The 17,178-nt window shown below is 57.9% G+C and carries 14 protein-coding genes; 10 read left to right on the forward strand and 4 right to left on the reverse strand.

From position 1 onward, the window contains the following. The first annotated feature begins 13 nt into the window (after window positions 1-13). Together hslO and pckA are read left to right on the forward strand one after the other, a co-directional pair. Entirely contained in the window at window positions 14-898 is an 885-nt protein-coding gene (gene hslO / locus ACOTXI_RS16655; RefSeq protein ID WP_161958630.1) for an Hsp33 family molecular chaperone HslO, read from the forward strand. A gap of 351 nt (window positions 899-1,249) precedes the next feature. After that, window positions 1,250-2,869, forward strand: a complete 1,620-nt coding sequence (pckA, locus tag ACOTXI_RS16660; protein ID WP_058654962.1) for a phosphoenolpyruvate carboxykinase (ATP) — start codon at window positions 1,250-1,252, stop codon at window positions 2,867-2,869. A 66-nt stretch (window positions 2,870-2,935) separates the two neighbouring features. Here pckA and envZ read toward each other — a convergent pair whose 3' ends face one another. Then, complete coding sequence (gene envZ / locus ACOTXI_RS16665) at window positions 2,936-4,282, reverse strand: two-component system sensor histidine kinase EnvZ (protein ID WP_008503047.1); 1,347 nt, start codon at window positions 4,280-4,282, stop codon at window positions 2,936-2,938. Continuing rightward, window positions 4,279-4,998, reverse strand: a complete 720-nt coding sequence (gene ompR / locus ACOTXI_RS16670; protein WP_001157751.1) for a two-component system response regulator OmpR — start codon at window positions 4,996-4,998, stop codon at window positions 4,279-4,281. Before ompR ends, envZ begins: the two co-directional genes overlap by 4 nt. 228 nt (window positions 4,999-5,226) lie before the next feature. Here ompR and greB point away from each other — a divergent pair, with 228 nt between their 5' ends. From greB to feoC, 5 genes are all read left to right on the forward strand, one after another. After that, window positions 5,227-5,700 (forward strand): transcription elongation factor GreB, encoded by a 474-nt coding sequence (greB, locus tag ACOTXI_RS16675; RefSeq protein WP_008503048.1) that lies wholly within the window; start codon window positions 5,227-5,229, stop codon window positions 5,698-5,700. Between the two features lie 88 nt (window positions 5,701-5,788). Next, window positions 5,789-8,119, forward strand: a complete 2,331-nt coding sequence (locus ACOTXI_RS16680) for a Tex family protein (protein ID WP_025910299.1) — start codon at window positions 5,789-5,791, stop codon at window positions 8,117-8,119. A gap of 319 nt (window positions 8,120-8,438) precedes the next feature. Then, on the forward strand, window positions 8,439-8,666 hold the full coding sequence (gene feoA / locus ACOTXI_RS16685; RefSeq protein WP_008503050.1) for a ferrous iron transporter A: 228 nt from the start codon (window positions 8,439-8,441) through the stop codon (window positions 8,664-8,666). Between the two features lie 30 nt (window positions 8,667-8,696). Continuing rightward, window positions 8,697-11,015, forward strand: a complete 2,319-nt coding sequence (gene feoB / locus ACOTXI_RS16690) for a Fe(2+) transporter permease subunit FeoB (RefSeq protein WP_021242189.1) — start codon at window positions 8,697-8,699, stop codon at window positions 11,013-11,015. 12 nt (window positions 11,016-11,027) lie between these two features. Beyond that, the gene (feoC, locus tag ACOTXI_RS16695; RefSeq protein ID WP_008503052.1) at window positions 11,028-11,267 is read left to right on the forward strand and encodes a [Fe-S]-dependent transcriptional repressor FeoC; all 240 of its coding nucleotides are present in this window, start codon (window positions 11,028-11,030) and stop codon (window positions 11,265-11,267) included. On the opposite strand, the gene bioH is transcribed toward feoC, so the two are convergent. Next, a complete protein-coding gene (gene bioH, locus ACOTXI_RS16700; RefSeq protein WP_008503053.1) occupies window positions 11,239-12,021 on the reverse strand; it encodes a pimeloyl-ACP methyl ester esterase BioH in 783 nt (260 codons plus the stop codon). The two genes, feoC and bioH, sit on opposite strands and share 29 nt — an antisense overlap. A gap of 35 nt (window positions 12,022-12,056) precedes the next feature. On the opposite strand from bioH, the gene gntX reads away from it, so the two are divergent. The 3 genes from gntX (at window position 12,057) to gntT (ending at window position 15,010) form a co-directional block, all read left to right on the forward strand. After that, complete coding sequence (gntX, locus tag ACOTXI_RS16705; protein ID WP_008503054.1) at window positions 12,057-12,740, forward strand: DNA utilization protein GntX; 684 nt, start codon at window positions 12,057-12,059, stop codon at window positions 12,738-12,740. A gap of 61 nt (window positions 12,741-12,801) precedes the next feature. Continuing rightward, the gene (gene nfuA / locus ACOTXI_RS16710) at window positions 12,802-13,377 is read left to right on the forward strand and encodes a Fe-S biogenesis protein NfuA (RefSeq protein WP_008503055.1); all 576 of its coding nucleotides are present in this window, start codon (window positions 12,802-12,804) and stop codon (window positions 13,375-13,377) included. A 316-nt stretch (window positions 13,378-13,693) separates the two neighbouring features. After that, window positions 13,694-15,010, forward strand: a complete 1,317-nt coding sequence (gene gntT, locus ACOTXI_RS16715; protein WP_008503056.1) for a gluconate transporter — start codon at window positions 13,694-13,696, stop codon at window positions 15,008-15,010. A gap of 87 nt (window positions 15,011-15,097) precedes the next feature. Here the strand turns inward: gntT and malQ are convergent, their stop codons facing one another. Then, complete coding sequence (malQ, locus tag ACOTXI_RS16720; protein ID WP_058654963.1) at window positions 15,098-17,176, reverse strand: 4-alpha-glucanotransferase; 2,079 nt, start codon at window positions 17,174-17,176, stop codon at window positions 15,098-15,100. Window positions 17,177-17,178 lie beyond the last annotated feature (2 nt).

Genomic DNA, 17,178 nt, shown 5'->3' on the forward strand with positions numbered 1-17,178 from the left:
ACCCGCACGAGAGATGAAAATGGCCCAACACGACCAATTACACCGCTATCTGTTTGAACAATTCGCCGTGCGCGGCGAGCTGGTCACCGTATCCGAAACCTGGAAACAGATTCTGGAAAACCACAACTACCCGCTGCCGGTGAAGACCCTGTTGGGCGAACTGCTGGTTGCCACCAGCCTGCTGACCGCAACGCTGAAGTTTGCCGGCGATATCACCGTGCAGCTGCAAGGTGACGGCCCAATGTCGCTGGCGGTGATCAACGGCAATAACCAGCAGCAGATGCGCGGCGTGGCGCGCGTTCAGGGCGACGTGCCTGAAAATGCTGACCTCAAAACGCTGGTAGGTAATGGCTACCTGGTGATCACCATCTCCCCGGAGGAAGGTGAACGCTATCAGGGCGTGGTCGGTCTGGAAGGCGATACCCTGGCAGCCTGCCTGGAAGATTACTTCATGCGTTCTGAACAGCTGCCGACGCGTCTCTTCATCCGCACCGGTGAAGTGGATGGTCAGCCTGCTGCTGGCGGCATGCTGCTGCAGGTTCTGCCTGCGCAGGACGCGCAGACCAATGATTTTGAGCACCTGGCGACGCTGACCGAAACCATCAAGGCGGAAGAGCTGTTCAACCTGTCGGCGACCGACGTGCTGTGGCGTCTGTACCACGAAGAAGAAGTGACCGTCTACGACCCGCAGTCCGTGGAGTTTAAGTGCACCTGCTCCCGCGAGCGCTGCGCTGGCGCACTGAAAACCCTGCCGGATGAAGAGATCGACAGCATCATGGCGGAAGACGGCGAAATTGATATGCACTGTGACTACTGCGGTACGCACTATGTGTTCAATTCGATGGATATCGCTGAGATCCGCAACAACGCCTCCCCGGCGGATCCGCAGGTTCACTAAACTTCTTTCCCCTCACCCTCTTCCGTTTGGGAAGAGGGCTGGGTTGAGGGATAAAACACCCCCCAAGCTGAATCGTTTTCCCAATGTAACTCTTACGTAATTTTCTTACGTGTATGCGATTACATTCACATTCTTTCCGATAAAATCACCAGCCTTTAACCTTTTCGGAACATTTTCCCCAACAAAAAAGCGATTCCTGCGATAATCCGCCTGCGCTGTGACTGGAGTCGCAGCGTTTTCCGTTAGTAAGGGTTTTGTCCAGATGCGTGAATCTATGAGCCCCGTCGCGGTAAACAACCTCAGAAAAACCCTACAATTTCAGGCAGTACATATTGGCTAAGGAGCAGTGATATGCGTGTTACTGGTTTAACCCCGCAAGATCTCAAGGCTTATGGTATTCACGACGTCCAGGAAGTCGTCTACAACCCCGACTACGATACGCTGTATCAGGAAGAGCTCAATCCAGCACTGGAAGGATACGAGCGCGGTGTGTTGACGAACCTTGGTGCTATCGCCGTCGATACCGGTATTTTTACCGGTCGTTCGCCGAAAGATAAGTATATCGTCCGAGACGAAACCACCCGCGATACGCTGTGGTGGGCTGACAAGGGCAAAGGGAAGAACGACAACAAACCGCTCTCTCCGGAAACCTGGCAGCACCTGAAAGGGCTCGTCACCCATCAACTTTCCGGCAAGCGTTTGTTTATTGTCGACGCTTTCTGCGGCGCTAATGCCGACACCCGTCTCTCCGTACGTTTTATCACCGAAGTGGCCTGGCAGGCGCATTTCGTGAAAAACATGTTTATTCGTCCAACCGACGAAGAGCTGCAGGACTTCACCCCTGATTTCATCGTGATGAACGGCGCGAAATGTACCAACCCACAGTGGAAAGAGCAGGGTCTGAACTCCGAAAACTTTGTTGCCTTCAACCTGACCGAGCGTATCCAGCTGATCGGCGGTACCTGGTACGGCGGCGAAATGAAGAAAGGGATGTTCTCGGTCATGAACTACCTGCTGCCGCTGCGGGGCATCGCCTCCATGCACTGCTCGGCTAACGTCGGTGAAAAAGGCGACGTGGCGGTCTTCTTCGGCCTGTCCGGCACCGGGAAAACCACCCTGTCTACCGATCCAAAACGTCGCCTGATTGGCGATGACGAACACGGCTGGGATGACGACGGCGTATTCAACTTTGAAGGCGGCTGCTACGCGAAGACCATTCGCCTGTCTGAAGAGGCCGAGCCGGATATCTTCCACGCGATCCGTCGCGATGCGCTGCTGGAAAACGTCACCGTGCGTGCCGACGGCTCCATCGACTTCGACGATGCGTCGAAAACGGAAAACACCCGCGTCTCTTACCCCATCTACCACATCGACAACATCGTGAAGCCGGTGTCAAAAGCGGGTCATGCCACGAAGGTCATTTTCCTGACGGCGGATGCGTTTGGCGTGCTGCCGCCGGTGTCTCGCCTGACGGCCAGCCAGACGCAGTACCACTTCCTCTCCGGCTTTACCGCCAAGCTGGCGGGTACCGAGCGCGGCGTGACGGAGCCAACCCCAACCTTCTCCGCCTGTTTCGGCGCAGCCTTCCTGTCGCTGCACCCGACGCAGTACGCTGAAGTGCTGGTGAAACGCATGCAGGCATCCGGCGCGCAGGCATACCTGGTGAACACCGGCTGGAACGGTACCGGCAAACGTATCTCCATCAAAGATACCCGCGCCATTATCGACGCCATTCTGGATGGTTCTCTGGACGACGCCGAAACCTTCACGCTGCCAATGTTTGACCTGGCGATCCCAACGTCGCTGCCGGGTGTGGATACGCATATCCTCGACCCGCGCAATACGTACGGTTCGCCTGAACAGTGGCGCGAGAAAGCGGAATCGCTGGCGAAGCTGTTTATCGAGAACTTCGAGAAGTATACCGATACCCAGGCGGGTGCTGCGCTGGTGAGCGCGGGTCCAAAACTGTAGTCCATGTCGGGTGGCGGCTTCGCCTTACCCGACCTACAAAAAAGGGTGGCTCGTGCCACCCTTTTTTCAACTCTCTTTCACCTGCCCCCGCGTGACCGGAACCGGCAACCAGGCGCGAATGCTCAACCCGCCCCGCTCGCTGGTACCAATCTCCAGCAACCCGTTATGGTTATCCACAATACGCTGCACAATCGCCAGGCCTAAGCCCGTACCGCTGGTGCTGCGTGCGCTGTCGCCGCGCACAAACGGCTGGAACAGATGCTTACGCTGCTCGGGCTTGATGCCCGGACCGTCGTCTTCCACCTGGAACCAGGCGCGGTTGAGCTCAGAGCCGCTGCTGACCTTAATCCAGCCGTTGCCGTAGCGCGCCGCGTTGACCACCATGTTCGCCACCGCGCGCTTAATGGAGAGCGGGTGCATACGAACCTGAATTTCACCGGCCTGAAGGTCAGTATCAATTTCACGCTCGTAGCCGCTTTCTGCCGCAACCACTTCACCCAGCACCGCGTTCAGGTCCGCCATTTCCATCGGCATCTCCTGGCCGGTGCGCAGGTAGTCGATGAACTGCTCGATGATGGCATTGCACTCTTCGATGTCCTTGTTGATGGACTCGGCAAGGTAACCATCCTCTTCCCCCATCATCTCCGTCGCCAGACGAATACGCGTCAGGGGGGTGCGCAGGTCATGGCTCACGCCCGCCATCAGCAGCGTACGGTCATCCGCCAGCTGCTTCACGCCTGCCGCCATATGGTTAAACGCACGCGTCACCGAGCGGACTTCCGAGGCACCATACTCGCGCAGCGGAGGAGGAATAATGCCTTTACCGACCTGCAGCGCAGCGTGCTCCAGGTCGACCAGCGGTCGGTTTTGTATTCGGATAAACAGCCAGGCTCCGCCTATCGCCAGCAGCATAATCGCCAGGGTATAGCGGAACAGCGGCGAGAAATCGCCCTGATGGATTTCGGTCAGCGGGACGCGCACCCAGATGTTGGGTGACAGCCAGGTTTTCAGCCAGACAACGGGCGAGCTTTTGTTGACCTCGACGCGCACTTCCGTCGGGCCACCCAGCTGCTGCGCCATCTGCTGGCTGAGAAATTCGTAGTGCTGCGCCCAGCGCAGACCCGCGTCTTCCGCCGCTTCATTCGAGTAGAGCGAGATGCCCAGTTCACGGTAGATTTCACGACGAAACGCCGGGGGAACAACCAGCTGCGTGCCGTCCTCCAGCTGCAGCTTATCGGTCATCAGCATACGCACTTCGTAGGCCAGGACTTTATTAAACTGCTGGAGGCTCGGCAGGATCGCAAAGTTCAGCACCACCAGGTAGGTCGTCACCAGGCTGACGAACAGCAGGGTGACGATCAGTAACAGGGTGCGGGCAAACGAGCTTCGCGGCGAGAAGCGCATTCGCCTCATGCTTTAGAGCCGTCCGGGACGAACACGTAGCCCAGACCCCATACGGTCTGAATATAACGAGGATGCGCCGGATCTTCTTCCACCATGCGGCGCAGACGGGAGATCTGCACGTCGATAGAGCGTTCCATTGCGGAGTATTCGCGACCACGCGCCAGGTTCATCAGCTTGTCGCGGGAGAGCGGCTCACGCGGGTGGCTAACCAGCGCTTTCAGCACCGCGAACTCGCCGCTGGTGAGCGGCATTGGCTCGTCTTCACGGAACATTTCGCGCGTGCCGAGGTTCAGCTTGAACTTGCCGAAGGCAATAACGGCTTCTTCCTGCGACGGTGCGCCCGGCAGCTCGTTCGCCTGACGGCGCAGCACGGCGCGAATGCGCGCCAGCAGTTCACGCGGGTTAAACGGTTTTGGAATGTAGTCGTCGGCGCCGATTTCGAGGCCCACGATACGGTCAACTTCTTCGCCCTTCGCCGTTACCATAATGATCGGCATCGGGTTGCTCTGGCTGCGCAGACGGCGGCAGATAGAGAGCCCGTCTTCGCCTGGCAGCATCAGGTCGAGAACCATCAGATGGAAAGATTCACGGGTCAACAGACGATCCATTTGCTCAGCGTTCGCGACGCTGCGAACCTGGAAGCCCTGCTCGGTCAGATAACGCTCCAGCAGCGCACGCAGGCGCATGTCGTCATCCACGACCAGAATTTTATAGTTTTCTTGCATTGTGTGTACTCCCAAAGGTTCGGATAGTCTTTGTAACAGCGTATTCTAAAAAAGTGCACGTATTCGACCAGTTAATTCTGGTATAAATTCTAGTCGAAATTGTTACAAAGCATATTTAACAGCAGCTTATCTTTTCATTTCACCACATAAATTATTATTAATCCTGTCTGTTACACTGTGTGGTACGTATTGTGCGCAAAACAGAGAACCGGCAGCAAAGGCAGCACCATGAAAACGCCCCTGATCACCCGCGAAGGGTACGAGAAGCTCAAAAAAGAGATGGATTTCCTCTGGCGCGAAGAGCGTCCTGAGGTGACCAAAAAGGTGACCTGGGCCGCGAGCCTGGGCGATCGCAGCGAAAACGCTGACTACCAGTATAACAAGAAGCGGCTGCGCGAAATTGACCGCCGTGTACGCTATCTGACGAAGTGCCTTGAGAACCTGAAAATCGTCGATTACTCCCCGCAGCAGGAGGGCAAGGTCTTCTTCGGCGCGTGGGTGGAGATTGAAAACGACGACGGTGACACCCTGCGTTTTCGCATCGTCGGCTACGATGAAATTTTTGGTCGTAAGGATTACATCTCCATCGACTCCCCGATGGCCCGCGCGCTGCTGAAAAAGGAAGTGGGCGATCTGGCCGTCGTGCAAACCCCAGCCGGTGAAGCCAGCTGGTACGTTAATGAGATCGTCTACGTAAAATAGTCCGAGAGCGCCCTCCCCGGCTGGCATTTTGCCGTGTCAGCCCGTATAACTATCCCCTGATTTTTTCGACTCAACAGATGATAAAGCCATGATGAAAGATTCGCTCTGCCGCATTATTGCGGGTGAACTTCAGGCCAGAGCCGAACAGGTAGAAGCTGCCGTTCGCCTGCTTGATGAAGGGAACACCGTGCCGTTTATTGCACGCTATCGTAAGGAAGTCACCGGCGGTCTGGATGACACGCAGCTGCGTAACCTGGAGACCCGTCTGGGCTATCTGCGCGAGCTGGAAGAACGTCGTCAGGCGATCCTCAAATCCATCGGCGAACAGGGCAAGCTGACCAGCGAGCTGGAAAGCGCCATTAACGGCACCCTGAGCAAAACCGAACTCGAAGACCTCTATCTGCCGTACAAGCCGAAGCGCCGCACGCGCGGACAGATTGCAATTGAAGCGGGTCTTGAGCCGCTGGCCGACCTGTTGTGGAACGAGCCGTCCCACGATCCGGATACCGAAGCGGCGAAATTCATCGACGCCGACAAAGGCGTAGCGGACACCAAGGCCGCCCTCGACGGCGCACGCTACATTCTGATGGAGCGCTTCGCTGAAGATGCCGCCCTCCTCGCTAAAGTGCGTGATTACCTGTGGAAGAACGCCCACATCGTCTCTACCGTCGTCGCGGGTAAAGAGGAAGAAGGCGCGAAATTCCGCGACTACTTCGATCACCACGAACCGATTTCCACCACCCCTTCCCACCGCGCGCTGGCAATGTTCCGCGGCCGCAACGAAGGCGTGCTGCAGCTCTCCCTGAACGCCGACCCGCAGTTTGACGAGCCGCCGAAAGAGAGCCACTGCGAGCAGATCATCATCGACCATCTTGGCCTGCGCCTGAACAACGCCCCGGCTGACAGCTGGCGCAAAGGCGTGGTGAGCTGGACCTGGCGCATCAAGGTGCTGATGCACCTCGAAACCGAGCTGATGGGCACCGTGCGCGAACGCGCCGAAGATGAAGCGATTAACGTGTTCGCCCGCAACCTGCACGACCTGCTGATGGCCGCCCCTGCTGGCCTGCGCGCGACCATGGGTCTCGATCCGGGTCTGCGTACCGGTGTAAAAGTCGCTGTCGTTGACGGCACCGGCAAGCTGGTCGCCACCGACACCATCTATCCGCACACCGGCCAGGCAGCGAAAGCGGCCGTCGTGGTGGCGGCGCTGTGCGAAAAATACAACGTCGAACTTGTCGCCATTGGCAACGGTACGGCGTCCCGCGAAACCGAACGTTTCTACCTCGACGTGCAGAAGCAGTTCCCGAAAGTGACGGCGCAGAAAGTGATCGTCAGCGAGGCCGGGGCATCCGTCTACTCCGCGTCCGAGCTGGCGGCCCAGGAGTTTCCGGATCTGGACGTTTCCCTGCGCGGTGCAGTCTCGATCGCTCGCCGCCTGCAGGATCCGCTGGCGGAACTGGTGAAGATCGACCCGAAATCAATCGGCGTGGGCCAGTATCAGCATGACGTGAGCCAGACTCAGCTGGCGCGCAAGCTGGATGCGGTGGTGGAAGACTGCGTAAACGCCGTTGGCGTTGACCTGAACACCGCCTCCGTCCCTCTGCTGACCCGCGTAGCGGGCTTAACCCGCATGATGGCGCAAAACATCGTCGCCTGGCGCGATGAGAACGGCCAGTTCCAGAACCGTCAGCAGCTGCTGAAGGTAAGCCGTCTGGGGCCAAAAGCGTTTGAGCAGTGCGCGGGCTTCCTGCGCATCAACCACGGCGATAACCCGCTCGATGCCTCCACCGTTCACCCGGAAGCGTACCCGGTGGTGGAACGCATCCTGGCCGCCACCCAGCAGGCGCTGAAGGATCTCATGGGCGACAGCAGCGCCCTGCGCAACCTGAAAGCCGTTGATTTCACTGACGACAAATTTGGTGTGCCAACCGTTACCGATATTATTAAAGAGCTGGAAAAACCGGGCCGCGATCCGCGTCCTGAGTTCAAAACGGCGACCTTTGCTGACGGTATCGAGACCATGAACGACCTGCTGCCAGGGATGGTGCTGGAAGGTGCGGTGACCAACGTCACCAACTTTGGCGCGTTTGTGGATATCGGCGTGCATCAGGATGGCCTGGTCCATATCTCATCCCTTGCCGACAAGTTCGTTGAAGACCCGCACACCGTGGTCAAAGCGGGCGACATCGTGAAGGTCAAAGTGCTGGAAGTGGATCTGCAGCGCAAGCGTATCGCCCTGACCATGCGTCTGGACGAGCAGCCGGGTGACACCAACGCGCGCCGCGGCGGCAACGGCGGGGGCCGCGAGCAGCAGCGTCCGGCCGCGAAAGCCGCGAAGCCGCGTGGACGTGACGCCCAGCCTGCAGGCAACAGCGCGATGATGGATGCGCTGGCGGCCGCGATGGGTAAAAAACGCTAACGTTGTACATGCCCGGTGGCGCTACGCTTACCGGGCCTACGGTTTTGTAGGCCGGGCAAACGCAGTGCCGCCCGGCAAGCAGGCCGCAGGGAATTAAAATAAATAGCGTGTAGCCATATTTAAACCGCGAATTATCACCCCGTTAACAAATACCTCTCTTTTCGTTTTCCCGGCATTTCAGCAAATATTGAGCAAGGTCAAACAGGCCGTAAATTAATACCGTAAACAACATTCCGTCACAGTTTTAATATTGCTGATAAAAACTATTCTCATTATCATCGCATAGTAGATAATTTAACCTTTCGTGGAATCAGGCGTTATGCAATTCACTCCAGACAGTGCATGGAAGATTACCGGTTTTACCCGCGAAATTAGCCCGGCCTATCGGCAAAAGCTGCTGTCGCTTGGCATGCTGCCCGGCTCGTCATTCCAGGTCGTACGCGTGGCGCCGTTAGGCGATCCGGTTCATATCGAAACCCGACGCGTGAATCTGGTCCTGCGTAAAAAAGACCTCGCGTTAATAGAAGTCGAAGCCTTATCCCGATAACAAGCCAGCGGTTTCAGTGAGTCCAGAAAAATGAAAAAGTTAACTATTGGCTTAATTGGCAATCCTAATTCCGGCAAGACTACGCTTTTTAACCAGCTGACCGGGGCTCGCCAGCGCGTGGGCAACTGGGCGGGCGTAACGGTTGAACGTAAAGAGGGCCAGTTCACGACGACAGACAACCAGGTGACGCTGGTTGACCTTCCCGGCACCTACTCCTTAACCACCATTTCGTCGCAAACTTCGCTCGATGAGCAAATCGCCTGTCACTACATTCTTGGCGGCGACGCGGATCTGCTGATCAACGTGGTCGATGCCTCAAACCTCGAGCGTAACCTCTATCTGACGCTGCAGCTGCTGGAGCTGGGTATCCCCTGCATCGTGGCGCTCAACATGCTCGACATCGCAGAGAAACAAAAGCTACGCATCGACGTTGATGCCCTCTCCGCGCGCCTCGGGTGCCCGGTCGTTCCGCTGGTCTCGACGCGCGCGCGCGGTATTGATGCGCTGAAGCTGGCGATTGACCGTCACGCGGGAAATCGCGACGTTGAGCTGGTGCATTACGCCCAGCCTCTCCTGCGCGAAGCCAACGTGCTGGCGCAGGAGATGGACAAAGCCATGCCTGCGAAACAGCGCCTGTGGCTTGGCCTGCAGATGCTGGAAGGGGATATTTACAGCCGCGCTTATGCCGGTCATGCGGCCGATAAGCTGGACGTGACGGTGGCCCGTCTTAGCGACGAGCTGGACGACCCGGCGCTGCACATCGCCGATGCCCGTTACCAGGCTATCGCCTCGATCTGCGACGTGGTCAGTAACGCGCTGACGGCAGAACCCAGCCGCTTTACGGCGGCGGTGGATAAGATTGTGCTCAACCGCTTCCTCGGTTTGCCGATCTTCCTGCTGGTGATGTACGTGATGTTCCTGCTCGCCATTAACATCGGTGGCGCGCTGCAGCCGATTTTTGACGCCGGTTCCGTCGCGGTCTTCGTGCACGGCATTCAGTGGGTGGGCTATACCCTGCATTTCCCGGAATGGCTCACCATCTTCCTCGCGCAGGGGATCGGCGGCGGTATCAATACCGTTCTGCCGCTGGTGCCGCAGATCGGCATGATGTACCTGTTCCTCTCGTTCCTGGAAGATTCCGGCTACATGGCGCGCGCGGCGTTCGTGATGGATCGTCTGATGCAGGCGCTGGGCCTGCCGGGCAAATCCTTCGTCCCGCTGATCGTCGGCTTCGGCTGTAACGTGCCGTCGGTGATGGGCGCACGCACGCTGGATGCACCGCGCGAGCGTCTGATGACCATCATGATGGCGCCGTTTATGTCCTGCGGTGCCCGACTGGCGATCTTTGCGGTCTTTGCGGCAGCCTTCTTTGGCCAGCAGGGCGCGCTGGCGGTCTTCTCGCTGTATGTCCTGGGCATCGTGATGGCGATCCTGACCGGCTTAATGCTGAAACACACCATCATGCGCGGTGAAGCGTCACCGTTCGTGATGGAGCTGCCGGTGTACCACGTCCCCCATCTGAAAAGCCTGGCGATCCAGACCTGGCAGCGCCTGAAAGGCTTCGTCCTGCGCGCCGGTAAGGTGATTGTCATCGTCAGCGTTTTCCTGAGCGCGCTGAACAGCTTTACCCTGAGTGGACAGGCAGCGGATAACATTAACGACTCTGCCCTCGCCTCCGTCAGCCGCGTCATCACGCCGGTCTTCAAACCAATTGGCGTGCATGAGGATAACTGGCAGGCAACCGTCGGGCTGTTTACCGGCGCGATGGCAAAAGAGGTGGTTGTCGGTACCCTGAACACGCTCTACACCGCCGAGAACATTCAGGAGCAGGAATTTAACCCGGCGGAGTTTCACCTCGGTGACGAACTGCTGGGTGCCGTAGAGGAAACCTGGCAAAGCCTGAAGGACACCTTCAGCCTGAGCGTGCTGGCGAACCCGATTGAGGCGAGCAAAGGCGACGGCGAGATGGCGACCGGTGCCATGGGCGTGATGGGCGAGAAGTTTGGCAGCGCGTCCGCGGCCTACAGCTACCTCATCTTCGTTCTGCTCTATATTCCATGCATCTCCGTGATGGGGGCGATTGCCCGCGAGTCCAGCCGCGGCTGGATGGGCTTCTCCATCCTGTGGGGATTAAACATCGCGTATTCGCTGGCGACGCTGTTTTATCAAACCGTCAATTTCAGCCAGCACCCGCGCTACAGCCTGGTCTGCATTCTCGCGGTTGTGCTGTTTAACGTGATCGTTCTCGGCCTGCTGCGGCGGGCACGCAGCCGCGTCGACATCGACCTGCTGGCAAACCGTAAAACCGCGGCGACCTGCTGCAACAGCCCGGCAGGCGACTGTCACTAAGGAGCACGCCCCATGGCATCGTTGATTCAGGTTCGTGACCTGCTGGCACTGCAGGGGCGAATGGAGGCGAAACAGCTGAGCCTCAGCCTGCATACACCGCAGCCGATGATCGACGCCATGCTGGAAAGACTGGAAGCCATGGGGAAAGCGGTGCGCATTCAGGAAGAGCCGGACGGTTGTCTGTCCGGCAGCTGTAAACATTGCCCGGAAGGAAAAGCCTGCCTCAGGGAGTGGTGGGCACTGCGCGAATAAAGGCGGACAGCGCCGAACAAAACTCGCCAGGATGTGAAATAAATGGCGCGTGTGCCGCTTTAGCAACCACCATTGATTGGCTTTCCGGCCACAGGTTATCCAGCAGTGGAACCACCTTACGCGGAACCAGTCCGTCCAGATAGCCATACATACGCAGGTGCGGAAGCGCCAGCGACGCCAGCGGTTCACGCAGATCGATCGTCTTGAGTATCTCAAGCCCCCCGTTAAGCACCTCAACGTCAGGCATCGGCAGCGACAGCACGGTCTGCTTCAGCGTGCGCGCGTCCTGACGCGCGGTTTCTGTACCCATCGTCTGCAGCGCGAGAAAACGCTCCACCGTCCGCTGGAAATCGTCGCTTAGCTGCTGCTGGAACCCTGCCAGCACTTCAGGCTTGATCCCCGGCCACGCGTCCTGCGCGCTAAAGCAGGGTGACGAGGCAACGGTAACCAGCGCGCTTACGCGCCCGGGGTTATCCAGCGCAATCTTGCTTGCCACCAGCCCGCCCAGGCTCCAGCCCAGCCAGACAGCGTTTTGCGGCGCGGCGTCCAGAACCTGCTGCGCCATCTCATCAAGCGACATCGCGCCAAAGCCGCGGCTGCGGCCATAACCCGGCAAATCCACCAGATGCAGCGTAAATTGCGAGGCAAGTTCCTCGCTTACGCAACGCCACACTTCAGCATTCAGTCCCCATCCGTGCAGCAGCACAAGATGGCAATTTCCCGTTCCGACGGTCTGCCACCACAGCGTCTTCATCAGTTACTGTTCTCTTTTTCACATGGAGGTTGCACATGCTAACAGTACCTGGGTTGTGCTGGCTATGCCGAATGCCGCTGGCACTCAGCAGGTGGGGCATCTGCTCCGTCTGTACGCGATCGCTGCAATGGCGTATCGGGATCTGTCCACAATGTGGTTTACCGGCCACAAATCCCTCTTTGCCCTGTGGCCGGTGCCTGAAAAAATCCCCGCCGTGGAGCGCGCTGGTGGCGGTGGATAATTATGTTCCGCCGCTGAGCAGGCTGATTCACGCGCTGAAGTTTTCTGGTCAAAGTTCACTGGCACAGCCCCTTGCGCGACTGCTACTGCTGGCGGTTTTGCAGGCGCGGCGCCACCGTGCACTGCCGAAAATCGACAGGTTGGTGAATGTCCCCCTGTACCGACGTCGGCACTGGCGGCGGGGCTATAACCAGAGTGACCTGATCTGCCGTCCCCTCGCCCGGTGGCTTGGCTGTCAGTATGATGCCCGCGCGCTGACGCGTGTTCATGCCACCGCCATCCAGCATCAGCTCAGCGCCCGGCTTCGCAAAAGAAACCTCAAAAATGCCTTTCGCCTTGAATTGCCGGTCGACGGTCTCCATATCGCGATTGTGGATGATGTCGTCACCACAGGCAGTACCGTTGCTGAACTTTCCCGACTGCTTTTGCAAAGCGGCGCCGCGTCGGTTCAGGTATGGTGTCTGTGCCGTACCTTGTAGCCCTTCTTCAATGGGCGTATGATTATACCTAGGTAATTTAGTCAACTATTAGGCCAAAGCTATGATCCGTATTTCCGATTCTGCACAAGCGCACTTTGCCAAACTGCTGGCAAATCAGGAAGAAGGGACGCAGATCCGTGTGTTTGTGATCAATCCAGGCACGCCGAATGCAGAATGTGGTGTTTCTTATTGTCCTCCGGACGCCGTGGAAGCCACCGACACTGCCCTTAAATTTGAACAGCTCACCGCCTATGTTGATGAGCTGAGCGCACCGTATCTTGAAGATGCGGAGATCGACTTCGTCACCGATCAGCTGGGTTCTCAGCTGACCCTGAAAGCGCCGAACGCGAAAATGCGTAAAGTGTCTGACGATGCCCCGCTGATGGAGCGCGTTGAGTATCTGCTGCAATCCCAGATTAACCCGCAGCTGGCTGGCCATGGCGGTCGTGTTTCCCTGATGGAAATCACCGACGAAGGTTTTGCCATTCTGCAGTTTGGCGGCGGCTGTAACGGCTGTTCAATGGTCGATGTCACCCTGAAAGAAGGGATCGAGAAGCAGCTGCTGAACGAGTTCCCGGAACTGAAAGGCGTGCGTGACCTGACCGAACACCAGCGCGGCGAGCACTCTTACTACTGATTCATTGCCCGTCTGTATTGCCCGGTGGCGCTGCGCTTACCGGGCCTACAAAACCCTGCTCCCCCTCTTCGCTCCCCTCTATATGTTGACCTGCGTCTCATAATTCACATTTTGCCTTCCAGGGTGATTCTCAATCATGCCATGTTACCCGTATCATTCTCATGGGCACTAAGCACACTCATAACAGCCGACTAAACTTAATCGTTTAAAAGGCATCAGTATTAGTGCCGTTACTTCTCTGTTCCCAGTTGGGACAACCGGAATTTGTCGTTGAAACAATGACGTTACCCATAACAATTCAAAGGCCAGGTAAATCATGCCATTAGTCATCGTTGCTATCGGTGTTGTGTTATTACTGCTCTTGATGATCCGCTTCAAAATGAACGGATTTATCGCTCTGGTTCTGGTGGCACTTGCAGTCGGTCTGATGCAGGGGATGCCGCTGGTAAAAGTTATCAGCTCGATTAAAGCCGGTGTCGGCGGCACGCTCGGCAGCCTGGCGCTGATCATGGGCTTCGGCGCCATGCTCGGTAAAATGCTGGCGGACTGCGGTGGCGCGCAGCGTATTGCTACCACGCTTATCGACAAATTTGGTAAGAAGAACATTCAGTGGGCAGTGGTGTTAACCGGCTTTACCGTTGGTTTCGCGCTGTTCTATGAAGTAGGCTTCGTGCTGATGCTGCCGCTGGTGTTCACCATTGCGGCTGCCGCGAGCATCCCGCTGCTGTATGTCGGTGTGCCAATGGCCGCGGCGCTGTCCGTGACCCACGGCTTCCTGCCGCCGCACCCGGGCCCAACCGCTATCGCGACCATCTTCCACGCCGACATGGGTAAAACCCTGCTGTTCGGTACGATTCTGGCGATCCCAACGGTGATTCTGGCAGGCCCGATTTATGCCCGCTTCCTGAAAGGCATTGATAAGCCGATTCCGGAAGGTCTGTACAGCGCCAAAACCTTCACCGAAGAAGAGATGCCTGGCTTTGGCGTCAGCGTCTGGACCTCTCTGGTACCGGTGATCCTGATGGCGATGCGCGCCGTGGCAGAGATGGTTCTGCCAAAAGGTCATGCGTTCCTGTCCGTTGCAGAATTCCTGGGTGACCCGGTGATGGCAACGCTGATTGCCGTGCTGATCGCGATGTTCACTTTCGGTCTGAACCGCGGCCGCTCCATGGATCAGATCAACGACACGCTGACCTCTTCCATCAAAATCATTGCCATGATGCTGCTGATCATCGGCGGTGGCGGTGCGTTCAAACAGGTTCTGGTCGACAGCGGCGTGGACAAATACATCGCTGCCATGATGCATGAAACCAACGTGTCGCCGCTCCTGATGGCCTGGTCTATTGCCGCGGTTCTGCGTATTGCGCTGGGTTCTGCGACCGTTGCAGCGATCACCGCAGGCGGCATCGTTGCGCCGCTGATTGCCACCACGGGCGTGAGCCCTGAGCTGATGGTTATCGCCGTCGGTTCCGGTAGCGTGATTTTCTCTCACGTAAACGATCCGGGCTTCTGGCTGTTCAAGGAGTACTTCAACCTGACGATCGGTGAAACCATCAAGTCCTGGTCCGCGCTGGAAACCATTATTTCGGTGTGCGGTCTGGTCGGGGTGCTGCTGCTGAATATGGTGGTCTGATGCCCTAAGTCGGGTGGCGGCTACGCCTTACCCGACCTACATGAGCACCACCTGATAATAAAAAACCCGCCACTGGCGGGTTTTTTATCACTTCTTACCAGCAGCTTTTCGCCGCTTATCCAAATCCTTGATCAGCCTGTTCACCCCGTCATCGGCAAACATCGCCTCAAGCGTGGTGGACAGCTTGCGACGCCAGTTCTTGTACTGATAGCTGGTACCCGGAATGTTCACCGGCTCCGCCATATCAATCCAGTCTTCCGGCTGCAGGCCCAGCAGCGCACTGTTGCTGTCGGCAATATAGCGCTGCAAACCGCGGTTGAGTGTCGCAGTCATCGCCATCAGCGACGCTTTATGCCCGGCGCGCTTCGGCAGACAGCCATGCTTATGCAGCGCATCCAGCAGCCCCTGCTTGGAGAGCTCGCGATCCTGATAAAGACCGCGTAACACCTCTTCGTCAGGATACAGGCCCAGCGTTTTGCCAAGGGTCAGATCGCCGCTTTCCCAATAGCCACGAAGCGTAGGAAGGTCATGCGTCGTCGCGACTGCCATTGACTGTTCAGGGTACGCTTGCGGCGCGCGGAAGGTTTTCTCATGGTCGTTTTCAAAATAGAGCACTTTATAGGAGTAGACGCCGCTGTCGCGGAGCTTGCTGACAATCTCCACCGGCACGGTACCGAGATCTTCACCGATCACCATGCACTGGTGACGCTTGCTTTCCAGGGCCAGGATCGACAGCAGATCGTCAACCGGATACTGCACGTATGCCCCGTGATCCGCCGTTTCACCGTACGGGATCCACCACAGGCGCAGCACGGACATCACGTGGTCGATACGCAGCGCCCCGCAGTTCTGCATGTTGGCGCGCAGCAGGTCGATAAACGGCTCGTAGGCGCGCGCCGCCATGACGTGTGGATCCATCGGCGGTAAGCCCCAGTTCTGGCCGAGCGGCCCCAGGATATCCGGTGGCGCGCCGACGGAGGCCTTCAGGCAGTAGAGTTCACGGTCGCACCAGGTTTCCGCGCCGCCCTCTGCCACACCGACGGCCAGATCGCGGTACAGGCCAATCGGCATTTTATAGCCCTGGCTCACCTGCCAGCAGGCGGCAAACTGGCTGTACGCCAGCCACTGCAGCCACAGGTAGAAGTCCACTTCATCGGCATATTTTTTACAGAACGCTTTCACTTCCGGCGTGTCGACGGATTGATACGCTTCAGGCCAGACCGGCCAGCCCCAGCGCATTTCGTCCTCTTTCACCTGATACGCGTGCAGCGCATCGAACGCCGCCTGCCAGTACAGGCTCTCGCCCTCCTGCGTCACGAACTGGCGGAACGCCGCCATCTGCTCGTCATCGCGCTGCGAAAAGCCTTTCCACGCCAGACGCAGCGCGGCCATTTTCAGCGCCGTGACGGTGGAATAATCCACCCAGTCGGCTTCGCGCGCCTGCTTCAGCGCCTGCTGCGTGGTACTGAGTTTCCACCAGGCCTGCGCCTCTTTGCTGTTTTTGAAGTCATCTAAGGCGTTAACGTCGATATAAATCACGTTCAGCCAGCGACGGGAGGACGGGCTGTACGGGCTGGCGCTCTCCGGGTTGGCCGGATAGAGGGCGTGGATCGGGTTGAGGCCGATAAACGCGCCGCCGCGCTCGCCCACGGATGCCAGCATGTTCTTCAGATCGCCAAAATCACCGATCCCCCAGTTGTTGTCGGAGCGCAGCGTATAGAGCTGCACGCAGGCGCCCCACAGCTTTTTCCCTTCGAGCAGCGCCTGCGGCTCGTAGCAGCGTTTTGGCGCGACGATCACCCGGCAGTGGAAACGCCGATCGTCCTGGGTGAGCGTCAGGGTGTGGTAGCCCTCCGGCAGCTTCGCCGGAAGGTTAAGGGTTTTGCCGCCGGTGGCGTGGCCTTTGTGCTGATGCCCCTCTTCGGTCGTGAGCAGCCAGCTAAACTCCCCGCGCCCTTCCACCGCGAGCGGCATCTTTTTACCTGCGGTGAATACCTTCACGTTCGGCACCGGCGCAGCCGACGCTTTCGCGTCGGTTTTGTGCATGGCATCCAGCAAACGTCTTTTGGTGTCGGCGCCAATAGACTGTGGTTTGCCGTGAGCATTAATGTAACTGAGGCTAATTCCCGCCGCCTGCGCGGCACTGTCCAGACGTTTACTCTCCATCG

The sequence above is a fragment of the Enterobacter cloacae complex sp. BZL2005 genome (assembly GCF_049238885.1).
GTDB classification, from domain to species: Bacteria; Pseudomonadota; Gammaproteobacteria; order Enterobacterales; family Enterobacteriaceae; genus Enterobacter; species Enterobacter roggenkampii.